Annotated in this window: 16 protein-coding genes; 15 read left to right on the plus strand and 1 reads right to left on the minus strand. The window is 72.0% G+C overall.

Annotated elements, in window-relative coordinates; translation table 11 throughout:
* Positions 1-25 precede the first annotated feature (25 nt).
* The 5 genes from pstA to GGD88_RS00820 all read left to right on the plus strand — a co-directional run bounded on the left by pstA (position 26) and on the right by GGD88_RS00820 (position 5,513).
* On the plus strand, positions 26-1,372 hold the full coding sequence (pstA, locus tag GGD88_RS00800; protein WP_184430924.1) for a phosphate ABC transporter permease PstA: 1,347 nt from the start codon (positions 26-28) through the stop codon (positions 1,370-1,372).
* A 5-nt stretch (positions 1,373-1,377) separates the two neighbouring features.
* Positions 1,378-2,226, plus strand: coding sequence for a phosphate ABC transporter ATP-binding protein PstB (pstB, locus tag GGD88_RS00805; RefSeq protein ID WP_184430925.1), 849 nt, complete (start codon positions 1,378-1,380; stop codon positions 2,224-2,226).
* A gap of 55 nt (positions 2,227-2,281) precedes the next feature.
* On the plus strand, positions 2,282-3,016 hold the full coding sequence (gene phoU, locus GGD88_RS00810; RefSeq protein ID WP_184430926.1) for a phosphate signaling complex protein PhoU: 735 nt from the start codon (positions 2,282-2,284) through the stop codon (positions 3,014-3,016).
* A gap of 24 nt (positions 3,017-3,040) precedes the next feature.
* Positions 3,041-3,736, plus strand: a complete 696-nt coding sequence (gene phoB, locus GGD88_RS00815; protein WP_184430985.1) for a phosphate regulon transcriptional regulator PhoB — start codon at positions 3,041-3,043, stop codon at positions 3,734-3,736.
* Positions 3,737-4,019: 283 nt separating this feature from the next.
* A complete protein-coding gene (locus GGD88_RS00820; protein WP_246423483.1) occupies positions 4,020-5,513 on the plus strand; it encodes a cobyric acid synthase in 1,494 nt (497 codons plus the stop codon).
* A gap of 9 nt (positions 5,514-5,522) precedes the next feature.
* Here GGD88_RS00820 and GGD88_RS00825 read toward each other — a convergent pair whose 3' ends face one another.
* A complete protein-coding gene (locus GGD88_RS00825) occupies positions 5,523-6,752 on the minus strand; it encodes an HD domain-containing phosphohydrolase (protein ID WP_184430928.1) in 1,230 nt (409 codons plus the stop codon).
* 453 nt (positions 6,753-7,205) lie between these two features.
* Here GGD88_RS00825 and grxC point away from each other — a divergent pair, with 453 nt between their 5' ends.
* The 10 genes from grxC to cobM all read left to right on the plus strand — a co-directional run bounded on the left by grxC (position 7,206) and on the right by cobM (position 15,353).
* A complete protein-coding gene (gene grxC / locus GGD88_RS00830) occupies positions 7,206-7,472 on the plus strand; it encodes a glutaredoxin 3 (protein WP_184430929.1) in 267 nt (88 codons plus the stop codon).
* 1 nt (position 7,473) lies between these two features.
* Positions 7,474-8,340 carry a carbon-nitrogen hydrolase family protein gene (locus GGD88_RS00835; RefSeq protein WP_184430930.1) on the plus strand — a complete coding sequence of 289 codons (867 nt, stop codon included), beginning with the start codon at positions 7,474-7,476 and terminating at the stop codon, positions 8,338-8,340.
* A 23-nt stretch (positions 8,341-8,363) separates the two neighbouring features.
* Positions 8,364-8,639, plus strand: coding sequence for a type II toxin-antitoxin system Phd/YefM family antitoxin (locus GGD88_RS00840; RefSeq protein WP_184430931.1), 276 nt, complete (start codon positions 8,364-8,366; stop codon positions 8,637-8,639).
* Positions 8,639-8,947: a type II toxin-antitoxin system RelE/ParE family toxin gene (locus tag GGD88_RS00845; RefSeq protein WP_184430932.1), complete on the plus strand. Its 309-nt coding sequence runs from the start codon at positions 8,639-8,641 to the stop codon at positions 8,945-8,947. Before GGD88_RS00840 ends, GGD88_RS00845 begins: the two co-directional genes overlap by 1 nt.
* A 198-nt stretch (positions 8,948-9,145) precedes the next feature.
* A complete protein-coding gene (locus GGD88_RS00850) occupies positions 9,146-10,180 on the plus strand; it encodes a sirohydrochlorin chelatase (RefSeq protein ID WP_343056168.1) in 1,035 nt (344 codons plus the stop codon).
* Between the two features lie 63 nt (positions 10,181-10,243).
* Positions 10,244-11,179, plus strand: a complete 936-nt coding sequence (locus tag GGD88_RS00855; protein ID WP_184430933.1) for a cobalamin biosynthesis protein CbiG — start codon at positions 10,244-10,246, stop codon at positions 11,177-11,179.
* Positions 11,176-11,844: a precorrin-8X methylmutase gene (locus GGD88_RS00860; RefSeq protein ID WP_184430934.1), complete on the plus strand. Its 669-nt coding sequence runs from the start codon at positions 11,176-11,178 to the stop codon at positions 11,842-11,844. The genes GGD88_RS00855 and GGD88_RS00860 overlap by 4 nt, the downstream gene beginning before the upstream one ends.
* Positions 11,841-12,548, plus strand: coding sequence for a precorrin-2 C(20)-methyltransferase (gene cobI / locus GGD88_RS00865; RefSeq protein ID WP_184430935.1), 708 nt, complete (start codon positions 11,841-11,843; stop codon positions 12,546-12,548). Before GGD88_RS00860 ends, cobI begins: the two co-directional genes overlap by 4 nt.
* 52 nt (positions 12,549-12,600) lie before the next feature.
* A complete protein-coding gene (gene cobJ / locus GGD88_RS00870; RefSeq protein ID WP_184430936.1) occupies positions 12,601-14,592 on the plus strand; it encodes a precorrin-3B C(17)-methyltransferase in 1,992 nt (663 codons plus the stop codon).
* Positions 14,589-15,353 (plus strand): precorrin-4 C(11)-methyltransferase, encoded by a 765-nt coding sequence (gene cobM / locus GGD88_RS00875; RefSeq protein ID WP_184430937.1) that lies wholly within the window; start codon positions 14,589-14,591, stop codon positions 15,351-15,353. Before cobJ ends, cobM begins: the two co-directional genes overlap by 4 nt.
* The last annotated feature ends 95 nt before the right edge of the window (positions 15,354-15,448 follow it).

A 15,448-nucleotide genomic window follows, 5' to 3' on the forward strand; every position in this document is an offset into this window, starting at 1 on the left:
CGGCCCCAACGAAACGAGAGAGACCATGACCCCACCGTCCGGCTCCCCCGCGACCGCCACCGAGAAGATGCGGGCCTCGCTGAAGCGGCGCTACGCCGCCGAACGGCGCTTCCAGGCCTACGGCATCGTCGCCATCCTGCTGGCCCTGGGCATGCTGGTGACCCTGTTCGCCACCATCATCAGCACCGGCACGTCGGCCTTCGTGCAGCACACGGTGCGGCTGGACGTGACCCTGTTCCCGCAGGACATCGACCCCGACGGCACGCGCGACCCCGCGGTGCTGCGGCGCGCGAACTATCAGACCACGATCAACGATGCGCTCTACTCGCTGTTCCCCGAGGCGACCAGCCGCCAGGACCGCCGCGCGGTGCGCGACCTGGTCAGCAGCGGGGCGAACTTCGTGGTGCGCGACATGGTGCTGGCCGATCCCTCCCTGGTCGGCCAGCGGATCAGCGTGCGCGTGCCGCTGGCCTCCGAGTTCGACCAGGTCCTGAAGGGCAATGTCGATCCGGCGGTCGACCTGGGCGTGATCCGGGAGGCCAGCACGTCGGTCCCGTGGTCGCTGCCGCCGGACGAGCGCCTGATCAGCGAGACGCAGGCCGACTATCTCCAGCAGCTCGTCAGGCAGGGCGAGATCGAAGGCAGCTTCAATCGCTGGTTCTTCACCAACGGGGACAGCCGCCAGCCCGAACTGGCCGGCATCTGGGGGGCGGCCGTGGGGTCGTTCTTCACCCTGGTGGTCACGCTGGCGCTGTCGTTCCCGATCGGGGTCGCCGCGGCGGTCTACCTGGAGGAGTTCGCGCCCAAGAATCGCTGGACCGACATCATCGAGGTCAACATCAACAACCTCGCGGCCGTGCCGTCGATCGTGTTCGGCCTGCTCGGTCTCGCGGTGTTCCTGCAATTCTTCGGGCTGCCGCGCTCGGCGCCGGTGGTCGGCGGCCTGGTGCTGACCCTGATGACCCTGCCCACCATCATCATCGCCAGCCGGGCGGCCCTGAAGTCGGTGCCGCCGTCGATCCGCGAGGCGGCGCTGGGGGTGGGCGCCTCCAAGTTGCAGACCATCACCCACCATGTGCTGCCGCTGGCCATGCCCGGCATGCTCACCGGCACCATCATCGGCATGGCCCAGGCCCTGGGCGAAACCGCGCCGCTGCTGATGATCGGCATGGTGGCCTTCGTGGTCGACATCCCGGGTTCACCGCTGGACTCGGCCACCGTGCTGCCGGTGCAAATCTTCCTGTGGTCGGACAGCCCGGAGCGCGGCTTCACCGAGCGCACCTCGGCGGCCATCATGTGCCTGCTGGGCTTCCTCATCTTCATGAACGCGGCGGCGGTGCTGCTGCGCAAACGCTTCGAGAGACGGTGGTAAGAGCCATGAGCGACGAGCAGCACACCGAGAGCGCCCACGACCACGCTCAGGACCACGCCCGCCCCGACACCACCGCGGGCAAGCCCACGGTGGACGGCCCGGTCAAGGTGGCGTCGCGCCACGTCGATGTGTTCTACGGCGAGAAGCAGGCGATCAAGGACGTCAGCCTGGACATCGCGCCCAACGAGGTCACGGCCTTCATCGGTCCCTCCGGCTGCGGCAAGTCGACGTTCCTGCGCGCGCTCAACCGCATGAACGACATCATCGACATCTGCCGCGTCACCGGCGACATCCGCCTGGACGGCGACGACATCTACGACCGCCGCGTCGACGTCGTGCAACTGCGCGCCCGCGTCGGCATGGTGTTCCAGAAGCCGAACCCGTTCCCCAAGTCGATCTACGAGAACGTCGCCTACGGGCCGCGCATCCACGGCCTGGTGGCGCACAAGGACGAACTGGACGAGATCGTCCACACCAGTCTGGACCGCGCGGGTCTCCTGAACGAGGTCAAGGACCGCCTGGAAACTCCGGGCACCGGCCTGTCGGGCGGTCAGCAGCAGCGCCTGTGCATCGCGCGCGCCATCGCGGTCAGCCCCGAGGTGATCCTGATGGACGAGCCGTGCTCGGCGCTGGACCCGATCGCGACGGCCAAGATCGAGGAGCTGATCGACGAACTGCGCGAGAATTACACCATCGTGATCGTCACCCACTCGATGCAGCAGGCCGCCCGCGTGTCGCAGCGCACCGCCTTCTTCCATCTGGGCCATCTGGTCGAGATGGGCGATACCGAGACCATCTTCACCAATCCGGAACACCGGCTGACCCAGGGCTATATCACCGGCCGCTTCGGCTGACGCCGCACCGGCCGCCGAGGCCGATCCCGGACAACCCGACAGGAGGACGACGGCGGTGGTCGCGTCCAGTGGAGATCATACCGTCCGCGCCTTCGACGCGGAGCTTCAGCGCCTCGCCGACCTGGTGGTGCGGACCGGCGGGCTGGTGGAAAGCCAGCTTGCCGCCGCCATGCAGGCGCTGTCGCGGCGCGACAGCGCGCTGGCCGCGACCGTGATCGCCGGCGACGCCAAGGTGGACGCCCTGGAGCAGGACATCCAGGAGCTGGCGGTGCGCCTGCTCGCCCTGCGCCAGCCGGTGGCCGAGGATCTGCGTCACATCGTCGCCGCGCTCAAGATCGCCGGCGACCTGGAGCGCATCGGCGACTACGGCGCCAACGTCGCCAAGCGCACCATGGTGGTCAACCAGGCGCCGCCGGTGCGCACCGTGGCGGCGATGCCGCGCATGGCCGGGCTGGCCCAGGAGATCGTCAAGGACGTCCTCGACGCCTACGTCGAGCGCGACGTGGAGCGGGCCATCGCGGTCTGGCGGCGCGACGAGGAGATCGACGAGCTGCACACCAGCCTGTTCCGCGAGTTGGTCACCTACATGATGGAGGATCCGCGCAACATCACCGCCTGCACGCACCTGATGTTCATCGCCAAGAACATCGAGCGCATCGGGGATCACGCGACCAATATCGCCGAGATCGTCTACTACCTGGTGCAGGGCCGCCCGCTGAAGGACGCGCGACCCAAGGGCGCCGTGGCGGCGGCCGGGGCGGCCGAGCCGTCCCAGGACGTCGGGGTGTGAGCGAACGTGGAGACCATGGAGACCATGAAGCCGCTGGTCATGATCGTCGAGGACGAGGCCGCCCTCGTGACGGTGCTGCGCTACAACCTTGAGAAGGAGGGCTACCGCGTCTGCGAGGCCATGGACGGCGAAGAGGCGCTGACGGTGTTCGCGGAGTCCAGCCCGGACCTGGTGCTGCTGGACTGGATGCTGCCGGCGCTGTCGGGCATCGAGGTGTGCCGCCAGTTGCGGCGCAAGCCGGGCGCGCGCGAGGTGCCGATCATCATGCTGACGGCGCGCGGCGAGGAGGCCGACAAGGTGCGCGGCCTCAACACCGGCGCGGACGACTACATCACCAAGCCGTTCTCCGTCCCTGAGCTGCTGGCGCGGGTCAAGGCGCACCTGCGCCGGGTCCAGCCGATCCAGCCCAAGGGGGTGCTGGAGTACGACACCGTGGTCATGGATCTGGGGGCGCACCGCGTCACCCGCGCCGGCCGCCACGTCCATCTGGGGCCGACCGAGTTCCGGTTGCTGCGCTTCCTGATGCAGAACCCGGGCAGCGTGTTCTCGCGCGAGGCGCTGCTCAACGCGGTCTGGGGGCCCGACATCTACGTCGAGCCGCGCACCGTGGACGTGCATATCCGGCGCTTGCGCAAGGCGCTCAACGGCGAGGGCGAGACCGACCTGATCCGCACCGTGCGCGCCGCCGGCTACGCCCTCGACGCCAGCGTCACGGCCTGAGGGGGCGGTCCCGGGCCGTGCGGCGGCGGGCGCGGGCGGCGTCCGCGCGGGCGATATCCCTGTGCCGCGCGGCGTTGATCCGGCGGGGCCGATGCGGCATGGTCCGCCGCTCGAACCCTCCCATGCGCCGGACATCATGACCCAGGACACGCCCGCCCCCGCCGCCAAGCCCCAGCCCTCTAAACCCCAGCCCTCCAAACCCCTGCCAAAGGTCCCCGAGATCCCCGCCGATCTGCCGGTGCCGCAGCCGCCGCCCGGAGCGAAGACACGGGCGAAGGCGCTGATGATCCAGGGCACCAGTTCGGACGTGGGCAAGAGCCTGCTGGTGGCCGGGCTGTGTCGCGCCTACCAGCGCCGCGGCCTTGCGGTGCGCCCCTTCAAGGCGCAGAACATGAGCAACAACGCCGCCGTGGCGGTGGACAGCGACGCCCCGCCCAACCCGGACGGCACCTTTCCCCACGGCGAGATCGGGCGCGCCCAGGCGTTGCAGGCGCGCGCCTGCAAGGTGCCGCCGTCGATCGACATGAACCCGGTGCTGCTCAAGCCGCAGACCGAGATCGGCGCCCAGGTGGTGCTGCGCGGCCGGGTGCTGGGCAACTGCCCGGCCAAGGTCTATCACAAGATGCGCCACGCCCTGATGCCGTCGGTCCTGGGCAGCCTGGAGCGATTGCGCGCCGACGCCGACCTGGTGATCGTCGAGGGCGCCGGCTCGGGTGCCGAGGTCTACCTGCGCGAGTCCGACATCACCAACATGCGTCTGGCGGAAAAGGCCGAGCTGCCGGTGGTGTTCCTGTCCGACATCGACCGCGGCGGCACCATGGGGGCGCTGGTCGGCACCCATACGCTGCTGCGCCCGGAGGACAACGCGCGCGTCCGGGGCTATCTCATCAACAAGTTCCGCGGCGACTTCTCCATCTTCGAGCCCGCCTGCGCCACCATCACGGCGCGCACCGGCTGGCCGTTCCTGGGTGTGGTGCGCTGGTTCGAGGGCGGCAGCCGGCTGCCGGCCGAGGACTCGCTGGCGCTGGAACGCCCGGCCGAGCCCGGCGCCGGCGATCTGCGCATCGCCGTCCCGCGGCTGTCGCGCATCGCCAACTTCGACGACATCGACCCGCTGGCCGCCGAGCCGGGGGTGTCGGTTTCCTGGGTGCAGCCGGGCGCGCCGATCCCCAAGGACACCGACGTTGTGATCCTGCCCGGCTCCAAGGCGACGCGCTCGGATCTGGAGGTGCTGCGGCGCGAGGGCTGGGACGTCGACATCCTGGCTCATGTGCGCCAGGGCGGTCGGGTGGTGGGTCTGTGCGCCGGCTACCAGATGCTGGGGCGGGTGGTGCGCGACCCCCAGGGCATCGAGGGGCCGCCGGGCGAGACCCCGGGGCTCGGCCTGCTGGACATCGAAACCGAGATCGGCGGCGACAAGCGCCTGATCGACCTGGCGATGCACGATGCCGAGAGCGGTTGCCCCATCCATGGCTACGAGATGCACATGGGCCGCACCACCGGGGCCGCTCTGGCGCGCCCCTGGCTGCGCCTCTCCGAGACCCCCGACGGCCCGGCGCGGGCCGAGGGCGCGGTCTCGGCCGACGGGTGCGTCATGGGCGCCTACGTGCACGGCCTGTTCGGCGGCGATGCCTTCCGGGCGCACTGGATCGGGCGTATGGGCGGGGAGGCCGCGCGCCTGAACTACGAACAGCGTGTCGAGGATGCGCTGGACGATCTGGCCGCGCACATCGAGGCCAACCTGGACCTGGACGCGCTGCTGGCGCTCGCGACCTGAGAGCGTCGGTCAGGCGGCGACCGCCGCGGCCTCCACGGCCCGGTGCCAGCACTCGACCCGGTTCGCGGCCACCAGGGCCACCAGGTCGCCGTCCAGGATGCGGCGGGCCGCCATCTGCTCCAGGATCTCCATGATCTGGGGCAGGCCCAGGGCCGGCCGGTAGGGGCGCGTCTGGGCCAGGGCCTGGAAGACATCGGCGACCGCGATGATGCGGGCTTCGAGCGGCAGCGTGGTGGCGTCCTTGCGGAACGGATAGCCGGAGCCGTCGAGGGCCTCGTGGTGGCAGGCGGCCCACAGCGCCACCGACTCGAACCCCGTGATCTGGGCCAGGATGTGGTGGGTGTAGTAGGCGTGGCGGTTCATGACCGCGCGCTCGGCCCGGGTCAGTGGTCCGGGCTTGTCGAGGATGTGGTCCGGCACCCGCAGCTTGCCGATATCGTGCAGCAGGGCGGCCACCTCCAGCAACGTGATCTGCTCGGGGTCGAGGCCGACCCACTGGCCGAGGCATACGCTGAGGCGGGCGACGCCCGCCGAGTGTTCGGCCGTGAACGGGCTCTTGGCATCCACGATGCCGGCGAACAGGGTGGCCACGTCGATCAGTTCCGCGGCGCTCAGGGTGTGGTACTGGCCACCGCGCGCCAGGGGGGCCAGTGCGACCGGCAGCGCGTCCGGGTCGAGTCCGAACCACAGGGCGTCGCTCGCGGCGGCCGTCCGGAACGCCGCGACCACGTCCGGGGCGAAGAGCCGCGCATCGGTCTGCGCGAGCCGGTCGAGGACATGGCGGCGTAGCGCCAGGGGATCGGCGGCGCCGTGCCCGGCAAGCTGGGCGTCCACGCGGTCGACCAGATGAATGACGCTGGCCGCCTGGCGCATGTCGTCGGTCACGGTGTCGTTGATGGTGCGGAGCTGGAACCACGGCGTGTGGTGTTGGGCGACGATCGGGGCGAGGTGGGCCAGCGGGCCGAAGCGCGACAGTATGGCCTCGCCGCGCCGGCAGTGGCGGCGCATGTCCGGGTATCCAGGCTCGGCGATCAGGCGATCATGCTCGCGTGTGGTCGACACCCCGATGTCGTGCAGCAGGGCAGCCTCGAACAGGGTGGCCTGACGCTCGCCGGTCACGCCCAGGGCGCGCCCGGTGGCGACCGCCATGTGGGCCACGCGCTTGCCGTGGTGGACGTCGGTGACGCCGACGAAGTCGAGCACACCGGAGAGGACGTAGATCAGCTCACGCAGGTCCACTTGCATTGTCACCTCGTGGGGGACCGAGGGCCGCCGCGCGTGCGGGCCGCCAATGACCCGACCGCGCGGCGCCCGCAGGGAGCGCCCGCCTGTCGGGAAGGAAACAGGGGCTGGCAAGGAGAGACTGTACCGCTTGGAAGACCTCTGGGTGTCCTGGACCGGTGTCGTTCGGGGTGTCGGTGCCTCGGCTCGGGGCCGGAACAAGACCGGGTCCCCGGCTCTCCTCTTGAGGCACAGACCCCCGTGACGCCGACACTTCCCGCGAACGCCACCATCATTGTTGTGGCAGCATAGCACGTCCGGATTAATCCGTCTGCGCGCAGTGTGACAGAAGACGCTCCTCCGAACGTCATAGACGCGGGCAGGCGTCCGGGGGGCATCCCGCGCTTGACCCGGGCGCGGTACCGGCCAACATCGGGGGGATCGACCCGCGACCACAGGAGCATGCCCGTCATGGCCACGGTGGAGTTGTACACCACCCCGATCTGCCCGTTCTGTCACCGCGCCAAGCAGTTGCTGCAACGTAAGGGCGTCCAGTATAGGGAGCGCAACGTTATGCTCAATCCGGGCACCCGGGCGGAGATGGTGGACCGCGCCGGGGGCGCCCGCACCGTGCCGCAGATCTTTATCAACGGGCAGCACATCGGCGGCTGCGACGAGCTGTACGCCCTGGACGGCAAGGGCGGCCTGGACCCGCTGCTGCGCGCCGAGGCGTCCTGACATGGCGGTCACGGACCCGCGCCCGTTCCGCGCCGCCGTCGTTCAGGTCAACGCCGGCAACGACATGGACTACAACATCTGGCGGGCCCTGGATGCGGTGCGGCGTGCCCGCGCCGGCGGCGCCGAGATCGTCATGCTGCCCGAGAACGTCGCCATGATGGAACTGGGCCGGGAGAACGTCCTGGCCCAGGCCCGCCGCGCGGAGGACCACCCGGCGCTGGCGGCGTTCCGGGACGTGGCGCGCGAAACCGGCGCCTGGATCAACGCCGGCACCCTTGCGATCCTGCTGGACGACGGCCGGGCGGCCAACCGGGCCTACCTGATCGCCCCCGACGGCTCCATCGCCGCCCACTATGACAAGATCCACATGTTCGACGTGGACCTGAGCGCCGAGGAGAGCTACCGCGAGTCGGAGACCTTCCACCCGGGGGCGCGCGCGGTGGTCGCGGACCTGCCCTGGGCGCGGCTGGGGATGACGGTGTGCTACGACGTGCGCTTCCCCTCTCTGCACCGGGCGCTGGCGCAGGCGGGGGCCGAGGTGCTCGCGGTCCCGGCCGCGTTCACCGTGCCGACCGGCCAGGCGCATTGGCATGTGTTGCTGCGCGCCCGCGCCATCGAGACCGGCTGCTACGTGCTGGCCCCGGCGCAATGCGGCGCCCATCCGCACGACCGCCGCACCTACGGCCACAGCCTGGTCGTCGACCCGTGGGGCACCGTGCTCGCCGATGCCGGCGAGGCCGATTTCGAGATCCTGCACGTCACCATCGACCCGGCCAGCGTGGCCGAGGCGCGCCGGCGCATCCCGGCCCTGACCCACGACCGGGGGTTCAGCGGGCCGGAACAGGCAGCGGCGGCCGCAACCGTCTGAGGCGCGCACCAAGGGGAGGCGACATGAGACCGGACCTGGCGACGGAGACTCTTGATGTCCTGACAACGGACCCCGCGACGTTTGTCGAGCGCCTGAAGGAGAGCGGGCGCCCCGCGCTGCTGACGCATCAGGGAGAACCGGCTCTGGTCGCCATGGCCCCTGAAGCGTGGCAAGCCCTGCGGGTGCGGCTGGAGGAGGCGGAGACGATGGCCGCCCTCAGAGAAGGGCTCGCTCAGGCGGCGGCGGGAGAGGTTATGCCGGCCGACACGGTGTTCAGGACCCTGACCGCAATCCGCTAGTGCCAGGCTACGACGCCGTTCTGACGGCCCGGGCGGTGCGGGACATTCGAAACGCGCTGGCCTTTCTGGCCGTAGAGGCGCCGCATCACGCGGACGACTGGCTCTCGGATCTGCAGCGCGTCGTCGTTGCCCTGGGCACGTTTCCGCGGGCGCACCCGATCGCACCGGAGGCGCACCGACTGGATGCCGAGGTTCGGCACGTCGTCATGGGCCGAACGGGGCGCTGGCGGGTCTTCTTCACGGTCGACGGAACCACCGTGCAGGTCCTTCACATTCGTCACACCAGCCGCGCCCCTTGGCAGCCGTAAAGGACCGCCGTTCCGGCCGCCGTCCGCTTCCCCGAGCCTCTGGAGCGCTCCGCTCCTTTTCCGTGCCGGATTCGGTCCCACGGTTCCCCATCCGCCCTTTCGCCGGCGACTCCGGGCGCCTATAGTCCGCCGGCGCACGCGCCCGCCCGGAGGCAGAGACCAGGCGGCCCCTCCGCTCGAAGGCAAGGACCAAGCGACATGACCCCAGACTCCACCCACTCCCCAGACTCCACACACTCCGCATCCGCGCCCGTGGCCGGCGCCGACGCCGAGCGCGTCGCCGTCATGATTTGCGGTCACGGCAGCCGGGACGTCGCCGCCGTCGAGGAGTTCAACCGCCTGGCCGTGCACCTGCGCGAACGCCTGCCCCAATACGCGGTCGAGAGCGGGTTCCTGGAGTTCGCCCGGCCCATCATCCGCGAGGGTCTGGACAAGCTCGTGGCCGGCGGCGCCACCCGCATCCTGGCGGTGCCGGGCATGTTGTTCGCGGCCGGTCACGTCAAGAACGACCTGCCGTGGGAGGTCAACAGCTTCGCCGCCGAGAATCCGGCCCTGACCGTCGAGTTCGGGCGCGAACTGGGCATCGACCCCAAACTGCTGAAGGCGGCCCGCGCGCGTATCGAGGAGGCCGAGGCCGCCGCCCCGGCCCCGGTGGACCGCGCGCAGACCCTTCTGATGGTGGTCGGGCGCGGCACCAACGACTCCGACGCCAACGGCAATATCAGCAAGGTCGCCCGCATGCTGTGGGAGGGCATGGGCTTCGGCTGGGCCGAGGTGTCCTACTCCGGGGTCACCGCGCCCCTGGTCGACGCCGGCCTGCGCCATGCGGCGAAGCTGGGCTACAAGCGCATCATCGTGTTTCCGTACTTCCTGTTCACGGGCATCCTGGTGCGCCGCATCTACGACTGGGTCGACGAGGCCGCCGCCGCCCATCCCGAGATCGAATTCCTCAAGGCGCCCTACCTCAACGACCATCCGCTGGTGATCGACAGCTTCGTCGACCGGGTCCACGACATCCTGGCCGGCGAGACCGCGATGAACTGCCAGCTCTGCAAGTACCGCGAACAGGTGATCGGGTTCGAGGACGCGGTCGGCGCGGTGCAGGCCGGGCACCACCACCATGTGCGCGGCGCCGGGACCGACGGCGATCACGGCCACGATCATCACCACCACCACCATCACCACCACGGCCACGGCCACGGCCACGGCCACGGCTCGTCCCACGATCACTGATGCCTTCCCGCCCCCGCTCGGCCCCCCGGTCGGCGGGGGCGCGCGGCGGAGTCTGTCACGCCCGTGTTCGACACCTACATCGGGGTGGATTTCTCGGCGGCCTCGTCTCCGGTCACGGGCCGCAACAGCCTGTGGATCGCCGCGCGCGACCGCGCCGGGGCCGTGCACACCGTGAATCCCCCCACCCGCCACGACGCGGCCGACCGGCTGGTCGACCTGGTGCAGACGGCGGCGGGGCGGCGGCGGGTGCTGGTCGGCCTGGACTTCGCCTTCGGCTTCCCGACGGGCTTTCTGGGGCGGCTGCTGGGCGGTGCGGCGACCTGGCGTGACCTGTGGGGCCATCTGGTCGACCACCTGGGCGATGCGCCGCACAACGCCAACACCCGCTTCGCCCTGGCGGCGGACCTGAACCGCACGGTCAGTGGGCGGGCCTTCCCGTTCTGGGGCTGTCCGCCGGGGTGGGGCTCGGCGACTCTCGGACCGCGCCGGCCGGCCGGCTTCGATACCCCGGAGGGGCTGCCGGCGCTACGCCTGACGGACCGGCCCGGCCCGGGCGGGCTGCGGCCGCAGGCGGTTTGGAAACTGGCCTACGCCGGTGCGGTGGGCGGGCAGACCCTCGTCGGCCTGGCCTGGCTGGAGCGGCTGCGCCGGCGCCTGGCCCCGGACGCCGACGTCCGGGTGTGGCCGTTCGAGACCGGCCTGCACCCGCCCGTGTGGGCTGCGGAGGACGCCGGCGCGCGGCCCCGGGTGGTGCTGGCCGAGGTCTATCCGCGGCTGTTCGCGGCGCGTGTCGACCGTGCCGATCCGGTGCCGGATCGCGCGCAGGCTCAGGCGGTGGCCGCGGCCCTGGCCGAGGCCGACGCCGACGGCCGTCTTGCGTCCTGGTTCGCGGGGCCGGCCGCGTGTGCCGATGACGACCGTCACCGCATCGAGGCGGAGGAAGCGTGGATGCTGGGCCGGACCGACCTTCCGGCCCCCGCAAGCGGAGCACGATCATGAGCCCTGCGGGCGAACTGCCGCCCTATGAGCGCGACCCCGATGCCATCTATCGGCGGTCGTTCGCGACCATCACCGCGGAGGCCGACCTCTCGGGTCTGGCGGCGGACCTGCATCCGCTGGCGACCCGGGTCATCCACGCCTGCGGCATGGTGGACGTCGCCGCCGACCTGGACGGCAGTCCGGAGGCCGCCGGTGCCGGCACCGCGGCCCTCGCGGCCGGGGCGCCGGTGCTCGTCGACACGACCATGGTGGCGCGCGGCATCGTCTCCCGCCGGCTGCGTCGGACGTCGGTCCTCTGCCGGCTCGACGACCACCGCGTGCCGGACCTGGCCGACGCCCTGGGCACCACCCGCTCGGCCGCGGCGGTGGACCTGTGGGTGCCGCTGCTGGGCGGGGCGGTCGTCGCCATCGGCAATGCGCCCACGGCGCTGTTCCGGCTGCTGGAGGTGCTGGCCGACGGGGCCCCGCGGCCGGCCTTGATCCTGGGCTTCCCGGTCGGCTTCGTGGGGGCGGTGGAGAGCAAGCGCGCGCTCGCCGACCTGGCGCCGGCGCTGGGGGTGCCCTACGTCACGCTGCACGGCCGCCGGGGCGGCTCGGCCATGGCGGCGGCGGCGGTCAACGCCCTGGCCCTGGGCCTTGACGGCGCGACGGGGGACGGGGCATGAGCGCGGTCCCGCCCGGCACGCTGCACGGCGTCGGCGTCGGTCCCGGCGACCCGGAGCTGCTCACGCTGCGCGCCCTGCGTATCCTGGACGACGCGCCGGTCATCGCCTATCCGGCGACGACCCGGGGCGACAGCATGGCGCTGGCGATCGTCGACCGGTTCCTGCGCGAGGACCAGGTGTTGGTGCCGCTGCCGCTGATGTTCAGTCCGGCGCAGACGCCCGACGATCCGGCCTACGACCGGGCCGCGACGGTCCTCGCCGCGCACCTGGACGACGGCCGCGACGTTGCCGTGATCTGCCAGGGTGATCCGCTGTTCCACGGCTCGTTCATCTATCTGCTGGAGCGGCTCGGGCCACGCTACGCCGTCGACGTGACCCCCGGGGTGTCCTCGGTCATGGCCTGTGCGGCGGCGGTGCCGCGCCCGATCGTGCATGGCGCGGAGGGCCTGGCCGTGCTGCCGGCGACCGCCGACGAGGACCGCATGGCGGCCCTGTTGTCGCAGGCCGACGCGGCGGTCATCATGAAGGTGGGGCGCCACCTGGCCAAGGTCGGCCGGGTGCTGGACGGCGCCGGCCTGGCGCGGCACGCCGTTTGCATCACCCGCGTCGGGCATGCGGATGAGGCGATCCGCCCATTGCGCGAAGCCCTGGCCCTGGCGGACGGGGTCCCGTATTTTACCGTGGTCCTGGCGCGGCGCGCGTGATGCTGGCGGGCCGGACGATGCGCGCCCCCGGCTGGCGCGCCCTGGAGGTTTGATGGCGGGCAAGACGACTCCGGTGTTCGTGGTGTTGAACCGGACCGGCCTGGCGACGGCCCGCCGGGTCGCGCCGGCCCTGCCGGGGGCCGAGATCCATGGCCTGATGGGACGGGTCGCGGGCGCCGACGCCACCTTCACCGGCACCATCGGGCACCTGCGGTCGCTGTTCCGCGGTCACCGGCCGATCGTGGCGCTGTGCGCCAGCGGCATCATCATTCGCGCCCTGGCGCCCTTCGTGGCCGACAAGCGCGCCGAGCCCCCGGTGGTTGCGCTCGCGGCCGATGGCTCCGCGGTGGTGCCGCTGCTGGGCGGTCATCTGGGCGCCAACGCCATGGCCCAGCGTATCGCCGCGGTGCTCGGCATCCGCGCCAGCCTGACCACCGCTGGCGACATCGCGGGCGGCGGCGTGCCGCTGGATGCCCCGCCGCAGGGTTGGCACGTCGAGAACCCCGAGGCGGCCCGGGCGGTGATGGCCGCGCTGGTGGACGGCGGCCCGGTCGACCTGGAGAGCACGGTGGACGACACCCTGTTGCGGTGGCTGACCAGCGAATCGGCCGCCTTTGCGCGGGTTGACGCCGCGGCCGGGTCTCCCGTTCACCCCGAGGGAGCTGACCCGGACGGCGCCGACGACGGCGCGCCGATGGTCCGGGTGACCGAGAGCACCCGCGCGGCGAGCGGCCCGGCCACGCTGGTGCTGCGTCCGCCGACCCTGGCGCTCGGCGTCGGGTGCGCCCGCGGCTGCGCCGCCGGCGAGCTGGAGAACCTGGCGCGCGAGATCCTGGCCCATCACGACCTGTCGCCGGCGTCGGTGGCCTGCGTGGTGTCCATCGACGTCAAGGCCGACGAGCCGGCGGTGCTGGCGCTGGCCGAGGCCCTGGGCGTGCCGGCGCGGTTCTTCGACGCCGCCACGCTGGAGGCCGAGACGCCGCGCCTGGCCCATCCCTCCGAGACGGTGTTCAACGAGGTCGGCTGCCACGGGGTGGCCGAGGGTGCCGCCCTGGCCGCCGCCGGACCGGGCGGTGCGCTGGTGGCGCCCAAGCACAAGAGCCTGCACGCCACCTGCGCCGTGGCCCGCTGTCCGGCCGGCCTCAATCCCGAGTTGGTCGGGCGGCCGCGTGGCCGGCTGTCGATCGTGGGTATCGGACCCGGCACCCCGGCCTGGCGCACCCCCGAGGTCACCGCCGCGATCACCGACGCCACCGACCTGGTGGGCTACCGGCTCTATCTGGACCTGCTGGGCGAGGCCCAGCTCGGCAAGGCGCGCCATGTCTCCGACCTGGGGGCGGAAACCGATCGGGTCACAGTGGCGCTCGATCTGGCCGCGCGCGGGCGCCGCGTGGCCCTGGTGTGCTCCGGGGATGCCGGGATCTACGCCTTGGCAACGCTGGTGTTCGAGACCATGGCGCGCCACGATCGCGACGACTGGGGCCGGGTTGAGATCGTGGTGTGTCCGGGCGTGTCCGCCATGCAGGCCGCGGCCGCCCGCGCCGGCGCCCCGCTCGGGCACGACTTCTGCGCCATCTCGCTGTCCGATCTGCTGACCCCGTGGCCGGTGATCGAACGCCGCCTGACCGCCGCCGCCGAGGGCGATTTCGTGGTCGCGCTGTACAACCCGGTCTCGCACCGGCGCCGCGACCAGTTGCCCCGGGCGCGCGAGATCCTGCTGCGCCATCGCCCGCCCGAGACGCCGGTGGTGCTGGCCCGCAACCTGGGCCGGGGCGGGGAGTCGGTGACGGCCGTGACCCTGGGGGCGCTGTCGCCGGACATGGTGGACATGCTGACCCTGGTGCTGGTGGGCTCCAGCGAGACCCGGCGCTACCGCGACTGGACCTATACCCCGCGCGGCTACGCCCGCAAGACGGTGCCGGCGGCCGACCACCCGGGCGCCGATCGCTCGGGCGCTGATCACCCGGGCGCTGATCACCCGGGCGCCGATCACCCGGGCGCCGCGCCCCTGGTCGCCGGGGACCCGACGGAGGCCGACCCATGACCGTGCATTTCATCGGCGCCGGCCCCGGCGCGCCCGACCTCATCACCGTGCGCGGCCTGGACCTGATCCGGCGCTGCCCGGTGGTGCTGTACGCCGGGTCGCTGGTGCCGCGCGCGGTGTTGGCGGAGGCGCGGCCGGATGCCCGCGTCGTCGACACCGCGCCGCTTGACCTCGACGCCATCGTGGCCGAGATCGCGGACGCCCACGCCGCCGGGCACGACGTGGCCCGGGTGCACTCGGGCGACCCCAGCCTGTACGGCGCCATCGGTGAGCAGATTCGCCGCCTGGACGCGCTGGCGATTCCCTGGGCCATCGTGCCCGGGGTGCCGGCCTTCGCCGCCGCCGCCGCCACCCTGGGCCGCGAGTTGACGCTCCCGGACGTCGCGCAGACCGTCATCCTGACCCGCACCGCGACACGCAGCTCGGCCATGCCGGCGGGCGAGGATCTGGAGACCCTGGGACGCAGCGGGGCGACGCTCGCCATCCACCTGTCGGTCGCCAACCTGGCCCGGGTGGTGCGCGACCTGACGCCGCTGTACGGCGGCGCGTGTCCCGTCGCCGTGGTGTACCGCGCGAGCTGGCCGGACGAGCAGGTGCTGACCGGGACCCTGGAGACCATCCGCGACCAGGTGAAGGCAGCCGGCTTCACCCGCACGGCGCTGATTCTGGTGGGGCGGGTCCTGGATCCCGACCACGGGTTCAGCGACAGCCGCCTGTACGCCGCCGACCATCATCACGTACTGCGCCCGCGCACCGGGTGACCGGGTCCGGTGCCGGGGTGCAGAGACGGGGTGCGGAGACGGGCGCGGCTGACAGGTCTGGTTGACAGTGCCGGTTGACCCGGGAGCGGGCCAAG

This window comes from Roseospira goensis (assembly GCF_014197795.1).
Lineage (GTDB): Bacteria > Pseudomonadota > Alphaproteobacteria > Rhodospirillales > Rhodospirillaceae > Rhodospira > Rhodospira goensis.

Excerpts from the sequence above, each read along its gene's own strand:
- pstA (WP_184430924.1), top strand. The coding sequence starts at position 26 with ATGACCCCACCGTCCGGCTCCCCCGCGACCGCCACCGAGAAGATGCGG.
- pstB (WP_184430925.1), top strand. The coding sequence starts at position 1,378 with ATGAGCGACGAGCAGCACACCGAGAGCGCCCACGACCACGCTCAGGAC.
- phoB (WP_184430985.1), top strand. The coding sequence starts at position 3,041 with ATGAAGCCGCTGGTCATGATCGTCGAGGACGAGGCCGCCCTCGTGACG.
- GGD88_RS00820 (WP_246423483.1), top strand. The coding sequence starts at position 4,020 with ATGATCCAGGGCACCAGTTCGGACGTGGGCAAGAGCCTGCTGGTGGCC.
- grxC (WP_184430929.1), top strand. The coding sequence starts at position 7,206 with ATGGCCACGGTGGAGTTGTACACCACCCCGATCTGCCCGTTCTGTCAC.
- GGD88_RS00835 (WP_184430930.1), top strand. The coding sequence starts at position 7,474 with ATGGCGGTCACGGACCCGCGCCCGTTCCGCGCCGCCGTCGTTCAGGTC.
- GGD88_RS00840 (WP_184430931.1), top strand. The coding sequence starts at position 8,364 with ATGAGACCGGACCTGGCGACGGAGACTCTTGATGTCCTGACAACGGAC.
- GGD88_RS00850 (WP_343056168.1), top strand. The coding sequence starts at position 9,146 with ATGACCCCAGACTCCACCCACTCCCCAGACTCCACACACTCCGCATCC.
- GGD88_RS00860 (WP_184430934.1), top strand. The coding sequence starts at position 11,176 with ATGAGCCCTGCGGGCGAACTGCCGCCCTATGAGCGCGACCCCGATGCC.
- cobI (WP_184430935.1), top strand. The coding sequence starts at position 11,841 with ATGAGCGCGGTCCCGCCCGGCACGCTGCACGGCGTCGGCGTCGGTCCC.
- cobJ (WP_184430936.1), top strand. The coding sequence starts at position 12,601 with ATGGCGGGCAAGACGACTCCGGTGTTCGTGGTGTTGAACCGGACCGGC.
- cobM (WP_184430937.1), top strand. The coding sequence starts at position 14,589 with ATGACCGTGCATTTCATCGGCGCCGGCCCCGGCGCGCCCGACCTCATC.